Source organism: Actinoplanes sp. NPDC051470, assembly GCF_040682035.1.
Lineage (GTDB): Bacteria > Actinomycetota > Actinomycetes > Mycobacteriales > Micromonosporaceae > Actinoplanes.
In genome coordinates this window covers 334,727-347,583 of record NZ_JBFBAA010000002.1, presented here as the reverse complement: position 1 = coordinate 347,583, position 12,857 = coordinate 334,727, and the positions used below count along the sequence as shown (strand labels likewise).

The window sequence follows — 12,857 nt, the reverse complement described above, 5'->3', positions numbered from 1 at the left end:
TGACTACCGCAGCGCATCGCCGGCGCGCTTCCGCGCTTCGCGCAGTCCGGCGCAGGCACGACCGGGAATCGTCGGGGCACGCTGCCGCCCCGACGTGGCACGCGCCGCGCCTACAACCTCCGTCCCAGGTTGCGGGCGCCCTGGCCGACGCCCTGCTCACCACGAGCTGGCAGCCCGACGACATGATCGCGGCCGTACGCTCCGTGGCCGGCGGCCGCGCGGTGCGGGCACGGCGGCTGGTAGACGCCGTGCTGCTGGCCTATCCGCGCGCACCGGCCGACCGGCCCCGAGAGCTACGCCGGTTCCTGACCGGTCTGCCGGGCACGCCGCCGACGGCGGTGCGGCGAGCCACTATCCGGCATCGAATCGCCGCACCGACCCGAGTCGTCAAGATGCGATGGGGTGCCCCCGGCATCGGTGATCTCACCGAACTCGCCGCGTTCCTCGGCGTGGACGGCGACGCGCTCGACTGGTTCGCCGACCGCCGCGAGATCAACCGCCAGGCCCGGGACGAAAAGCTGCGCCACTTCCGGTACGCGTGGCTTGCGCACCGGCTCATCGAGGCCCCGAAACCGCGCCTGCGGGCCCTGCAACGCCAGCTGCTCGATCAGATCCTGTCGGCGGTACCCGTTCACGATCGTGTCCACGGGTTCGTGCCCGGCCGGGGAGCACACACCTTCGCCCGGACGCACGCCGGAAACGCCGTGCTGGTGAGCATGGATCTGCGCGCCTTCTTCTCCAGCATCACGGCGGCGCGAATCTACGGGCTGTTCCACGGCATCGGCTATCCCGAGCCGGTCGCGCACGCGCTGACCGCCTTGACCACCACGCGTACGCCGGCCCACGTCCTGCGCGACGCACCCGATCCCCACCTTGCCGCGCTGTTGCGCCAACCGCACCTGCCGCAAGGAGCGCCCACCTCTCCGGCTCTGGCCAACCTGTGCGCCTTCCGGCTGGACAGGCGGCTGAACGGACTCGCCGACCGCTTCGACCTGACCTACGCCCGATACGCTGACGATCTGGCCTTCTCCGGCACGCTGAGCAACCGCCGCATCGACCGGCTGGTCACGCTCGCCGGCCAGATCGTCCACGACGAAGGGTTCCAGATCCACCCTCGCAAGACCCGGATCCGGCGCCGGTCCCAGCGGCAGTCGTTGACCGGCTTGGTGGTCAACGACTGCCCGGCCGTGCCCCGCGAGGATTACGACCGCCTGCGTGCCATCCTGCACAACGCGGCGGCCCACGGACTCGCGGCGGCGAACCGCGACGGCCATCCCGACTTCGCCGCCCACCTGGCCGGCCGCGTCGCCTGGATGTCCCACCACCACCCGTCCCGCGCCGCGAAGCTCAACCACCTGCTCGAACAGGCACGCTCCACACCCTGACCCTCATCGACGGCCGCCGCCCCCTTTTGCCCCGGACAATCCGCGAACCCCGCCGGATCGACCGGGAAACCGCCTTCGGCGCAGCGGTGGCCTTGCTGCTTGGCCCGGCGGTGACAAGCCGGAGGTACGTGGCCTGAGGCGTTCCGGGCGGCTACCGCACCTGGAACCAACAAGTCTCGCCGATGGCGGGGCGACCTATCCGAACTCGGCCTCGATAACCAGCCGAGGATCCCGCCACGCTCTTCCCGTGAACCACCGGCGTGTCATGCCCGGATTCTCGGCGGATCTCCCGCGACCTGTCGCACGCATGGTCCGTCAAGCGAACCCGGCCGCCCATTACTTGCAGGTAAGTGCGCCGCTCACGACTTTCGCCTCAACCCTTCAACGACATCCTCGACAACGGCTACCCGGGCTGGGAGCCGATCCGGGGCAACGGCGATGAGTTCAAATCCGAGGCTGCGGTAGGTATCTTCGTGAATTTGCTCGAAGACGTGCGAATCTTCGAGACTGATGCGGCGCGCGGCGGTTGCCTGGACGAAACCCTGACTTCGAACGAAGAAGACGGTCCGCTCGTAGACATGGTCGGTCAAGACGCGATCTATCTCATCAAGTAGCGGGCGTGGTGCGGCCAGGGCAAGGTGGCGACTCAGCGCTAGCGTGCAGACGGGCGAGCGGTCGAAGAAGGTGGTGCGATGTATCATCGGGCCGACAGCCAGCTGCCTTTTTCGCTGAAGATCTACGATACGGTCGATAAAGTCAGGATCCCGCCACGGTTCCCGGTGGCCGAGAGCGTGGTGCAGAGCGATGACATCAGTCGCGGCTTCTTCGACGACAGCATAGCCATGGATCTCGAGCTGGCGCAGGATGGCTGTCTTGCCGGAGCCCGGGGTTCCAGTGAGAATAAAATTGGACACGACGAAACTCCAATTTCTTGACTAGCTCGATAGAAGGCAGTTGCATGGTTTGAAGCCACTGCGGCCTTACCGGAGATTGGTCTTTATCAGTGCCATAGCTGAGAGCTTGACTCAATCAGCGAGGGCTGTCTGAGCATCTTGCTCAACAACCGGCACACTGTCATCGGCCGAAGCGGACGATGCATAGCCGGCGAGCCATCGGGAACCGCTGAGCAGGACTGTCCCAGGCGAGGATCTCGCGGGGACGGTTCGATCGCCTGCAACTGACACGCATCAGTGGCGTAGCCAGGTCAGTACCGCCTGGACGCGGCGGTTGTCGTCGGGGGCTGGTGGCAGGTTGAGCTTGGTGAAGATGGACGACACATAGGTTTCGACCGACTTGGCGCTCAGGTGCAGGCGGCGGGCGATGCCGGTGTTGGAGCGGCCCTCGGCCATCAGGGTCAGCACCTCGCGTTCGCGGTCGCCGAGGCGGTCGAGGCCGCTCTGGTCGGCTCGCCGGCGCTCGCGCACCAGCTCGACCACGATCTCGGGGTCGACCACCGGCTCCCCCTTCGCCACCCGGGTCAGCGCGTCGCGGAGCGCGTCCACGTCTTCGACGCGGTCCTTGACCAGGTAGCCCGCGCCGCCGCCGGTCAGGCCGAGCAGGTGGGTGGCGAAGCTCCACTCCGCGTAGGTCGACAGGACCAGGATGCCCACCGCCGGATGCCTGGCGCGAAGTTCCGCGGCCACTCGCAGGCCCTCGTCGGTGAAGCTGGGCGGCATCCGGATGTCGAGGACCACCGCGTCCGGCGGATCCGTCTCCACGGCGGCGAGCAGGGCCCGCCCGTCGCCGACGCACGCGGTCACCTCGACTCCGGTGGCCGCGAGCAGACCCGCCAGCCCGTCACGGAACAGCCGGGAGTCGTCGGCCAGCGCCACCCTCACAGCGCCGCCCCCGGCGGATCAACAACAAGCGACGCACCCGGCGGATCGACGAAGAGCGACGAGCCCGGGAGCTCGACGGAGACGGCGGTGCCGCCGCCCGGTGGGCTGGTGACGACGCAGGTGCCGCCGAGGGCCGCCACCCGGTCGCGGACCGAACGGGGTTCGGCGCCGCCGATGCCGTCGTCGGTCACGGTCAGGCGGAGGGCGTCGGCGTCGTCGGCCACGGTCACCGTGAGATCGGTGGCTCGCGCGTGCTTGACCGCGTTGGTGAGCGCCTCGGCCGCGATGAAGTAGGCCGCCGCCTCGACCGGCGGATCCCAGCGGCGGGCCGGCACCGCGAGCCGCACCGGGAGCGGCAGCCGGGACGCCACCGACTCCAGCGCCGGACCCAGGCCGGCCGTGCCGAGCAGGGCCGGGTGCAGGCCCTGGGCCAGTTCCCGGAGTTCCTGTTGCGCGGCCCGCAGGTCGGTGACGGCGTGGTCGACCATGGCCTGCCACGGCTGGCCGGCGCCGTAGGCGCGCAGCGTACCCAAGCGCATGGAAAGACCGAACAGCAGTTGCTGGGCGCCGTCGTGCAGGTCGCGTTCGAGCCGGCGGCGCTCGGTCAGGCCGGCCTCGACGATGCGGGCGCGGGAGTCGACCACCTCGGCCAGGCGGTCGCGCAGACCGGCCTGGAGGCGGGAGTTCTCCAGGACCAGGGCGGCCGCGCCGACCACGGCCCGCACGGTCGCGGCGTTCCGGGCGAGCGCCGGATCGGTCAGGATCAGGCCGAGGCGGTCACCGTCGCTGGAGAGCAGCGGTACGGCCAGCCGGCCCGACGCCGGGGGCTCAGCCAGGCCGGAGAGGCCGGAGACGTACACGTCGAGCAGCGGGTCGCGCAGCGCCCGGCGCAACGCGTCGCGCAGGCTCTCGACGCTGGGCGACCGTTCGAGCGCGAGGATCACCTCGGCCGCGGCCGCCCGGGCGAGCCGCCGCCGCACCGCCGCCACCAGGAAGCCACCGGGCACGGCCAGCAGCGCCGTCGCCTCGGCGGCCCGCAGCGGCGACGCCAGCGACGTCGTCGACAGCAGCGACCCGACCAGCCGGAACCCCAGCGCCAGCCCGGCCCCGGCCGCGGCGACCGCCACCGGCATCAGGTCCTGCCGCCGCAGCCCTCGGGCCCGCACCAGCCGCGCCACCAGCAGACCGCTGAACAGCACCGCGAGCACCGCCGCGCCGATGTTGAACATCGCCAGGACGCCCGGCCCAGGTGTGAACAGCCCGCGGGCGAACGACCCGGCGACGGTCCAGCCGAACGCCGCGACCACGAACCCGCGGTGGAGCCGGTGGACCAGCCGGTCCTCCGGATAGCGCAGCAGGACGGCCGCCCCCACCGAGACGAACAGCGCCCCGAACAGCCAGCCGACCAGGACCAGCGGCCGCGTTCCGTACGCCTCCAGCCACACACCGAGCCACGCGAACCCGGCCAGGCCCAGCCGGAGCCCGTTCCCACGCTGATCGTCGCCCGACCGCAGCAGCACCCCGGTCAGCAGGAACGTCACACCCACAGCACCATTGAGGACGGCCTGCACCGGCGACGGCGTCCACATCGGCCACCCGACCGCCACGGCCGCGATTCCCCCGGCGACGAGCGCCGCAATCGGCGCGATCCGGGACGTAGGCATCCCGACAGTGTTCCGCCCGACCCGGGTTTTCCCCAACCGACTGTCGGGAGAACTCCACAGACCGCGCCCCGCCGGCTCCCGCAAGCTATGACGACAAACCATACGAGGGGGAGATCAACACCATGAGATTGGTACGTACGGTGAGCACCGCCGCCGCCATCGGACTCGGCCTGGCCCTGTCCGTCGCCGCGCCGGCCCTGGCCAAGCCCGACTGCGACGTCCCGAAGCCCCCGCCGATCTGCGAACGCGGCGACCCGGACGGCTTGGCCCCGGCCCTCTGGTCGATCGGCTGATCCGCCACTCCGGCCCTATTGCGCGTGGGGCTCTTGGGCCGTTCGCGCCGGCGGGAGGGTGATCGCGGTGAGTGCGCGGCCGCCCCGCCGGTCTCTGATCGGCGGGGCGGTTGCGGTGGGCGTCGAAGACAGCCCGGCTCAGTTGTAGGCGGCGAAGATTCGGCTGAACTCGTACGGCTGCTGGGCGATGTTCGTACACCGGTAGAGCGGCCCGGAGCAGGCGTTCGCGTCGCGGCCGAGCTCCCAGAAGCTGAGCATGCCGAGGTGTTTGCCCTGGGCGAAGGCGACCAGCTGACGGGCGTCGTTCTGGTCGTAGATCCGGCCGTCGTCGTTCTGGCCGAGCATCGGCGTGACACCGACCATCTTCCACACCTGGGCGTCGGTGCGGCTCGGGTACAGGGACTTGACCTGGGCGAACGTGGAGTTCGCGGCGTCCACGGCGAACTGGCCGTAGTCACCGTTGCGGTAGTAGTCCATGGCCATCACGTTGACCAGGTCGACGTTGACACCGGCGTCCCGGGCCGAGCGCACCACGCCCAGGCCGTCGGCGGTCAGGCCCTCGGGCAGCACCGGCAGCGTGAACGAGACACGCAGCCCCGGGTTGGCCCGTTGCAGCGCGGCCAGCGCCTGCGAGCGACGGGCCACCGAGGCCGGGTCGCCGGTCGCGCCGCCCTCGATGTCCAGGTCGATGTACTTCAGGTGGTACGCGGTGACGACCGCCTGATATTCGGCCTGGAGCGCGGACACGCTGGTGCAGGCCTGGGCCAGTTCGATGCCGGTGGCGCCGCCGAACGAGATCTTCACGTCACCGCCGCGGGCCCGGATCGCGCTGATCTGGTCGGCCGCCCAGCCCTGCCGCGGGTCATAGGCGTTGAACCACATGGCCTTGCAGGCCGACGCGGTGATGAACGCCAGCGTGACGTGCTTGAGGTTGCCGCTGGCAGCCATCGCGGGAAGGTTCGGCGACGGCCACGCTCCCATGTCCACGTAGGGCGCGTGCGGCAGCCCGCCGGTCGTCGGGGGCGGGTCGGTGGGCGGCGGGTCGGTCGGTGGCGGATCGGTGGGCGGGGTGCTGTCGCAGGCGCCGAGGTCTTCCCACAGCGACGCGGCCGCGACCGGGTTCCAGCCGGCGCCGGGCGGCGGGGTGTGCGCGACCCGGGCCCGGTAGAGGCGGCCGTTGTAGGTCACCTGGGCGCCGGCGGCATAGGGGGTGCCCTCGGCCCAGGCCGGGACGTTGGTGCAGACGGCCATGACCGTGGCGCCGGTGGTCGCGGCCTGCGCGGCGGGAGCGGACACGGCCGCCCCCAGCATGGTGACGACAACCGCGAGCGGCGCCATCCAGCGATGCAGTGACCTCATCGCGTCTCCCTTTCCTTCTGAAGGGGTCCGATGAGATCGAGCGTGGTCGATTCCGTTTAAACTGTCAACACTCTTAATTATTGAGCCGCGACGGCCAGGGCCCGCGGGCCGGGAGCCGGGCGATCGGGAAACGCACGTGATGCACACCTGTGCTCAGAGCTGGCGAAATCGCCGGCTCCGACAGCCTGCGAGGAAGGCGCGGGCGGCGGGCCGGATGCGGAGCGGCGCTTCTCGATGATCGTGTGGATGACGGCCAGGATCATGCCCAGGGCCAGCCCGAACGCCGTACCCATCAGTGGCGAGTGCGCGAAGGTCGCTCCCCCGAGGCGGCCCAGCCCGATCGCGTACCCGGCCCAGGCCACGCTGGCCAGCGCCGTGAACAGGCCGAACTGCCCCATCGGCAGCCGCACCGACCCGGAGGTCATGGCGGTCGCGGTGCGTCCGTAGGGCAGGAACCGCCCGGCCAGGATGGCCACCCCGCCGTAGCGCAGCAGCGCCCGTTCGGCCTTCTCCTTGGCGATCACCAGCTTGCCGTTCCGCACCCGGCCACCCGCCTTCCGGCCGAGCACGTAGGCGATCCGGTCGCCGGCGATCCCGCCCGCCACCACGGCCGCGGCCAGGGCCATCAGGTTGGGCCGGCCGCTCGCCGACAGCGCGCCCAGCCCGATCACGACCGTCTCGGACGGCATGACCGGGATGAACCCGTCGATCATCACGGCGACGAAGACGACGGCGTACAGCCATGGCGACGAGATCAGCGGCATCAGGTGGTCAAGCATGTCTTCGACGGTACGAATCTCGAGCCTGCCCCACGATGGTGCTCCCCCGTGGATCAGTGGTGGGGCTAGCACCACCATCTCTTAAGCTTCCTAGGGTGATCGCTCACCCGGGACTGCGTTTCGCCGACCACACCGTCACCGTGCCGCTCGACCACCGCCGGCCGGACGGCGACACCATCGAGGTCTTCGCCCGTGAGGTGGTGGCCGCGGAGAACAACAGGAAAGACCTGCCCTGGCTGCTGTTCCTGCAGGGCGGGCCGGGTGGCAAGTCCCCGCGGCCGGTGCGCGCGGGCGGCTGGATCGAGCGCGCCGCGCGTACCCATCGCATCTTGCTTCTCGACCAGCGCGGCACGGGACGCAGCACGCCGGTGGCCGCCCGGACCATCGCCGGCCGGACCGACGCCGAGCTGGCCGCGTACCTGCGGCTCTTCCGCACCGACAGCATCGTCGCGGACGCCGAGGTGCTGCGGGAGCGGGTGGCCGGCGGTGCCCGATGGGACACGCTCGGGCAGAGCTACGGCGGGTGGATCACGATGGCCTACCTGTCCGCGGCGCCGCAGGCCCTGCGCACCTGCTATGTCACCGGTGGCATGCCCGGCCTGACGGCCACCGCCGACGACGTGTACGCCCGCATGTACCCGCGCGTGGCGGCCAAGAACGCCGAGTTCTACCGTGCCTTCCCGGGCGACGCCGCCACCGTTCGCGCGACCGCCGACCACCTGCGGGAGAACGACGTCCGGCTGCCCGACGGCGACCGGCTGACCGTCGAGCGGCTGCGGCGGCTCGGGCTGGCGTTCGGGATGAGCTACGGCTACGCGCAGGTGCATTGGCTGCTCGACGAGGCCTGGCACGGCGCCGAGCTGTCCGACACCTTCCGGTACGCGGTGATGGCGCAGACCGGCTACGTCGACCAGCCGCTGTCGGCGCTCCAGGAGTTCATCTACGGGCAGCATGGCGTGGCCACCGGCTGGGCGGCGGAGCGGGCGATGGCCGTACGCCCGGAATTCGCCGCCGACGCCGACCCGCTGCTGTTCACCGGCGAGATGATGTACCCCTGGATGTTCCGGGAGATCGCGGCGCTGCGGCCGTTCGCGGGCGCGGCCGACCTGCTGGCCGCGGCCGACGACTGGCCCGCCCTCTGGGACCCGGCCCGCCTGGCCGCCAACGAGGTGCCGGTGTACGCGGCCGTCTACGCCGACGACATGTACGTCGACGCCGGCCTGTCCCTGGAGACAGCCGCCGCCGTGGGCAACGTGCGCACCTGGGTAACCAACGAACACGAGCACGACGGCCTGCGTACGTCGGGCGACGCCGTGCTCGGCCACCTGATGGACATGGCCGCGGGCCGGCTCTAGGCCGTTCCCCCGGGCGCCCATGCTTGCGCCGTGCTCGCCGCTGTTCCGATCAGGCAGACTCATGGGATGCCTTCGACAGATGTGCGGAAGCCTCCGTCGGATGCGGTGCAGGTGTGGTTTCCCATGTCCGGTGGACCAGCCTCCGCGCTGGGCGTTCCCGCCGAGGTGTTGGCGCCCGATCGGGTTCGCCTCCTCTTCGCGCCATGGGCCGCGTTGAACGCCGCGAGGGCCGACGTCTACCGAGTGCGGAAGGAAGAGGACGGCCGCCTGTGGGCTCAGGAGAAGCTCGACGTGGGTTGGGTCAACCAGACCGTCTACTTCCAGAACAACTGTGGCCGGACGATCACCTTCCGGGTCTTCCGGGCGGGGGCGAGCCTGCCCTGCGTGGCGGTCGAGCCCGGCGAGCAGGGCGGCTGGCGGTGGAACCGGGCCGCCTGGGTCACCGGCTACGAGCTCGACTGCGAGTTGGAGGAGTAGCCCGCCGATCAAGCTCAGCGCGGCTCGGTGGCTGGACCAGCGTCCGGCCCCCGAGCTGAGCCGGTCGGCATCGCTGACCACCGGCCGGTTCGCGCCGGGATCGTCGATGTCCCGGCCTGGCGGCCCTGCGCTTGACCATCGCAGCCGGGCGCACAATCTGCGGCGTGAGAGTGTGTCTCTACGTCAGAACCACGGGCGGTTGCGTTCAGCGCGACGCTGTCACGGCGATGTGGCCAGAGTGAAGCGCACCTGCTGGGTCAGATGGATTCGGCCGTCGGTGCCGCGAGCTTCTTCCAGGTGTTGGCCGGCGACGGCCTTGACGGTGTCGTGGTCGGCGTCCGGGATGGCCTCCCACATCGCTCGCTGGCCATGCGATCGGCTGAATTCATGCCACTCGTCGACGTCTGCGAACGTCACCTCGGCGTCGAAGTGGGTCGTCCGCACGCCGGTGTATCCCGCTGCGCTGACCAGCTCCTCGACGCCCGCGTCGCTGCTGAAAGGCCCGGCGGCACCGGTCGTCCGGGCGTCCAACATTCTTGCCGGTAGATATGGCCGGAAAGTCGCATCGACCGCTTCCCACGCCGGATCGCGGTGTCCGAAGGTCGAGATCGCCAGCCGGCCGCCCGGCGCGGCGAGGCGTCGCCACGCGATCAGGGCCGCGAGCGGATCGGGCAGGAAGAACACCACCAAGGACGAAACAATGAGGTCGTAACCGGCCGTCGGCAATGTCGGCGACGAGGCATCCATGACCTGAACGTCGATGTTCGAAAGACCGCGGCCGGCGAAGTCGGCCTCGCACGCCTCGATCATCCGGGGGGACAGGTCGATACCGGTGACATGACCGTCGCGGCCGACCGCCTCGGCCAGAGCGATCGTGGCGGCCCCCCGCCCGCACCCGACGTCAAGGGCCCGCGCGCCCGGCGCGGGCGCGGCCAGGCGGACCAGTTGGCGCGCGATGGGGGTGAACCACGGCACCCCCACTCCGTCGTACACGTCAGCCACCCGGTCGAACACCGCCGCTACCGCCGCACTTCGTGCCGCCCGCTCTGTCAGGTCCACCCGGTGATTCTGTTCCGCGTCACCGTTCGCAACAAGAGCTTTCCGGACAGGTCAATCCACCGGGCGGTGCGCTAGCCGAGCAGCGCCGCGACCACCACGAGGGTCACCGCCGAGACGGCCGTGGACAGCACGATGACGTCGCGGGCGAACGGCGCGTTGCGGCCGTAGTGGCTGGCGAAGACGTAGACGTTCTGGGCGGTGGGCAGGGCCGAGGTGACCACGGCGGCGAGCAGCATCGGCCCGTCCAGGCCGAACAGGAAACGGCCGATCAGGTACGCCAGCAGCGGCTGAACCACCGACTTGAGCAGCACCGCGGCGCCGCGCTCGGCGGCGTCCGGCCCGGACCGCAGCGGCCGGCTCCCCCGCAGCGACATGCCCAGCGCCAGCAGCGTCATCGGCACGGCCGCGCCGCCCAGCAGGGCGAAGGGCTCCAGCACCGGGCGCGGCGGGTCGACGCCGCTGAGCATGACCGCGATGCCGGCGGCGGAGCCGATCAGCAGCGGGTTCCGCAGCGGCAGGGCGGCCAGCCGGCGCCAGGACGGCCGGCCCTCGCCGGTCGCCACGTCCAGCACGGCGAGGGCGGTCGGGCTGGCCAGCAGCACCTGGAACATCAGCACCGGCGCGATGAAGCCGACGTCGCCCAGGATGTAGGCGGCGATCGGGATGCCCAGGTTGCCGGCGTTGACGTACCCGGCGGCGAGCGCGCCCACGGTCAGGTCGGCGACGTCCCGGTTGTGCCGCAGCCGGGCGAACAGGACGTGCAGGGCGGAGACGGCGAGCGTGCTGAGCACGAAGGTGGCCAGGGCGGCGGTGAAGATCCGCCCGGGCGAGGAGCGGGCCAGGGTGCTGACCATCAGGGCCGGCGCCAGCACGTAGAACGCCAGCCGGGTCAGCGTCGCCTGCCCGGCGTCGCCGAGCAGGCCGAACCGGGCGACCAGGTAGCCGACCAGCACGAGCACCCAGATGACGGCGAAACCGGTGACGACCTGCAGCACCCGCCGGACGTTACCTCGTGAACCAGCGCAGGTCCTCGACCTCGGGCGGAAGATCCCCGGCCGCTTCGTACGGAGGGTCCGGCCGTCCCCGCAGCAGACGCGACGCGTACTCCAGGGCTTCCTCCCCCACCGGGCCCTCATCGGCCGGGGCCGCGGCCATCAGATCGAAAAGACTGACCACCGCGGGTACGAACGACTTGTGCCGCCAGATGCCCGTACGCGCGTCGAAGTCGTAGTCCGGCCGCAGGCGGCGGCCGTAGCGGGCGATCAGGGCAACCGCCTCGATGATGTGGTCGACCACCGCCGGCGACTCCAGGTAGCTGAAGCTCAGCCTGGTCCAGCCCGGTTTGACGCCCGCCCAGCCGGCGCCGATCGCCGCCCGGAACCGTGCCGAGCGCTCGGCGTCGACCCCGAGGAGCCGGTGCCCGTACGGGCCGGCGCACGAGCAGCCGCCCCGGGACTGGATGCCGAACAGGTCGTTGAGCAGGGCCACCACGAAGTTGTGGTGCAGGACCCGGTCGCCGTCGCGGATCAGGAACGACACGATCGGCAGCCGGTCGGCGTCCAGGTCGCCGAGCAGCATCAGCTCGGGGATGTCGCGCCAGCGGTCGCGGGCCCGCCGCCAGTACTCCTGTTCCCGTTCGGCGATCAGGTCGGCGCCGATCGCCTCCCGGAGCGAGAAGACCAGCCCGGCCCGGATCGACTCGACGATCGCCGGGGTTCCGCCCTCCTCCCGGGCGACCGGATCGGCGACGTAGTCGTGCGTCGTCGCGTCGACGAAGGCCACCGTGCCGCCCCCGGGCGCCGTCGGGACGGCGTTGCGCAGCAGCTCACGCCGCACGACCAGGACGCCCGGCGTCTGCGGGCCGCCGGGGAACTTGTGCGGCGACAGGAACACCGCGTCCTTGCCGGCCATGCCGATCGGCCGGTGCGGGCCGGCCGCGGCGTAGTCCCAGAACGACAGGGCGCCGTGCGCGTGGAGCAGCTCGGCGATCGCGTTCACGTCGGTCAGCAGGCCGGTCACGTTGGACGCGGCCGAGAACGTGCCGATCCGCAGCGGCCGGTCGGCGTGCCGGATCAGCTGGCGCTTCAGGTCGTCGAGGTCGAGGCGCCCGCGCTCGTCGGCCCCGATCGGCACGACGTCGGCGCTGCTCTCCCGCCACGGGAGCTCGTTGGAGTGGTGCTCGAACGGCCCGACGAACACCACCGGGCGCCGGCCGTCCGGCCTGGGCGTACGCAGCCCCAGGACGCCGACCAGCTTGTTCACCGCGGCCGTCGCCCCCGACCCGCAGAACAGCACCACGTCGTCCGGCCCGCCGCCGACCGCCCGGTGTACGGCCGCCCGGGCCTGCTCGCGGAGGCCGCCGGTGTAGCGGCCGGTCGCCGACGCCTCGGTGTGCGTGTTGGCGTACCGCGGGAGCACCTGCCGGCGGATCGTCTCCTCGATCAGGTCGAGCGCCTGCGCGGAGGCGGTGTGGTCGGCATAGATCAGCCGGCGCCGGCCGTAGGGGCCGTCGAGCACCTGCCCCGTACCGATCACACCCTCTTGGATCTTGACCAGCAGATCTTCGTTCACACCTGGTCAATCGTTCACCACCGCCCGGGAGTTCGGCGCCTGCCCGTTCCGACCTCCGGCGGTGTCCGGACGGGCCG

The 12,857-nt window shown here is 71.2% G+C and carries 12 protein-coding genes; 4 read left to right on the top strand and 8 right to left on the bottom strand.

The window, feature by feature from the left end; translation table 11 throughout:
* The first annotated feature begins 182 nt into the window (after positions 1-182).
* The gene (locus AB0M54_RS06710; RefSeq protein ID WP_364469572.1) at positions 183-1,385 is read left to right on the top strand and encodes a reverse transcriptase family protein; all 1,203 of its coding nucleotides are present in this window, start codon (positions 183-185) and stop codon (positions 1,383-1,385) included.
* Between the two features lie 359 nt (positions 1,386-1,744).
* On the opposite strand, the gene AB0M54_RS06705 is transcribed toward AB0M54_RS06710, so the two are convergent.
* The 3 genes from AB0M54_RS06705 to AB0M54_RS06695 all read right to left on the bottom strand — a co-directional run bounded on the left by AB0M54_RS06705 (position 1,745) and on the right by AB0M54_RS06695 (position 4,887).
* Positions 1,745-2,299: an AAA family ATPase gene (locus AB0M54_RS06705; protein WP_364469570.1), complete on the bottom strand. Its 555-nt coding sequence runs from the start codon at positions 2,297-2,299 to the stop codon at positions 1,745-1,747.
* A 273-nt stretch (positions 2,300-2,572) separates the two neighbouring features.
* Positions 2,573-3,223: a response regulator transcription factor gene (locus AB0M54_RS06700; RefSeq protein WP_364320309.1), complete on the bottom strand. Its 651-nt coding sequence runs from the start codon at positions 3,221-3,223 to the stop codon at positions 2,573-2,575.
* Positions 3,220-4,887 carry a histidine kinase gene (locus AB0M54_RS06695; RefSeq protein WP_364469568.1) on the bottom strand — a complete coding sequence of 556 codons (1,668 nt, stop codon included), beginning with the start codon at positions 4,885-4,887 and terminating at the stop codon, positions 3,220-3,222. The genes AB0M54_RS06700 and AB0M54_RS06695 overlap by 4 nt, the downstream gene beginning before the upstream one ends.
* 122 nt (positions 4,888-5,009) lie before the next feature.
* Here AB0M54_RS06695 and AB0M54_RS06690 point away from each other — a divergent pair, with 122 nt between their 5' ends.
* Positions 5,010-5,180 (top strand): hypothetical protein, encoded by a 171-nt coding sequence (locus AB0M54_RS06690; RefSeq protein WP_364320306.1) that lies wholly within the window; start codon positions 5,010-5,012, stop codon positions 5,178-5,180.
* A gap of 138 nt (positions 5,181-5,318) precedes the next feature.
* On the opposite strand, the gene AB0M54_RS06685 is transcribed toward AB0M54_RS06690, so the two are convergent.
* Both AB0M54_RS06685 and AB0M54_RS06680 read right to left on the bottom strand, forming a co-directional pair.
* Positions 5,319-6,539: a carbohydrate-binding protein gene (locus tag AB0M54_RS06685; protein WP_364320305.1), complete on the bottom strand. Its 1,221-nt coding sequence runs from the start codon at positions 6,537-6,539 to the stop codon at positions 5,319-5,321.
* A gap of 77 nt (positions 6,540-6,616) precedes the next feature.
* A complete protein-coding gene (locus tag AB0M54_RS06680) occupies positions 6,617-7,318 on the bottom strand; it encodes a DedA family protein (RefSeq protein ID WP_364469566.1) in 702 nt (233 codons plus the stop codon).
* 95 nt (positions 7,319-7,413) lie between these two features.
* Here AB0M54_RS06680 and AB0M54_RS06675 point away from each other — a divergent pair, with 95 nt between their 5' ends.
* Both AB0M54_RS06675 and AB0M54_RS06670 read left to right on the top strand, forming a co-directional pair.
* The gene (locus AB0M54_RS06675) at positions 7,414-8,673 is read left to right on the top strand and encodes an alpha/beta fold hydrolase (protein WP_364469564.1); all 1,260 of its coding nucleotides are present in this window, start codon (positions 7,414-7,416) and stop codon (positions 8,671-8,673) included.
* Positions 8,674-8,796: 123 nt separating this feature from the next.
* The gene (locus tag AB0M54_RS06670) at positions 8,797-9,150 is read left to right on the top strand and encodes a hypothetical protein (RefSeq protein ID WP_364469562.1); all 354 of its coding nucleotides are present in this window, start codon (positions 8,797-8,799) and stop codon (positions 9,148-9,150) included.
* A 219-nt stretch (positions 9,151-9,369) separates the two neighbouring features.
* Here AB0M54_RS06670 and AB0M54_RS06665 read toward each other — a convergent pair whose 3' ends face one another.
* From AB0M54_RS06665 to AB0M54_RS06655, 3 genes are all read right to left on the bottom strand, one after another.
* A complete protein-coding gene (locus AB0M54_RS06665; RefSeq protein ID WP_364320299.1) occupies positions 9,370-10,209 on the bottom strand; it encodes a class I SAM-dependent methyltransferase in 840 nt (279 codons plus the stop codon).
* Positions 10,210-10,280: 71 nt separating this feature from the next.
* Positions 10,281-11,204, bottom strand: a complete 924-nt coding sequence (locus tag AB0M54_RS06660; RefSeq protein WP_364469560.1) for an AEC family transporter — start codon at positions 11,202-11,204, stop codon at positions 10,281-10,283.
* Positions 11,205-11,214: 10 nt separating this feature from the next.
* Positions 11,215-12,780 (bottom strand): aminotransferase class V-fold PLP-dependent enzyme, encoded by a 1,566-nt coding sequence (locus AB0M54_RS06655; protein WP_364469558.1) that lies wholly within the window; start codon positions 12,778-12,780, stop codon positions 11,215-11,217.
* Positions 12,781-12,857: the final 77 nt, after the last annotated feature.

Coding starts and splice junctions, on each gene's coding strand:
- AB0M54_RS06710 (WP_364469572.1), top strand. CDS start 183: ATGATCGCGGCCGTACGCTCCGTGGCCGGCGGCCGCGCGGTGCGGGCA.
- AB0M54_RS06695 (WP_364469568.1), bottom strand. CDS start 4,887: ATGCCTACGTCCCGGATCGCGCCGATTGCGGCGCTCGTCGCCGGGGGA.
- AB0M54_RS06690 (WP_364320306.1), top strand. CDS start 5,010: ATGAGATTGGTACGTACGGTGAGCACCGCCGCCGCCATCGGACTCGGC.
- AB0M54_RS06685 (WP_364320305.1), bottom strand. CDS start 6,539: ATGAGGTCACTGCATCGCTGGATGGCGCCGCTCGCGGTTGTCGTCACC.
- AB0M54_RS06680 (WP_364469566.1), bottom strand. CDS start 7,318: ATGCTTGACCACCTGATGCCGCTGATCTCGTCGCCATGGCTGTACGCC.
- AB0M54_RS06670 (WP_364469562.1), top strand. CDS start 8,797: ATGTCCGGTGGACCAGCCTCCGCGCTGGGCGTTCCCGCCGAGGTGTTG.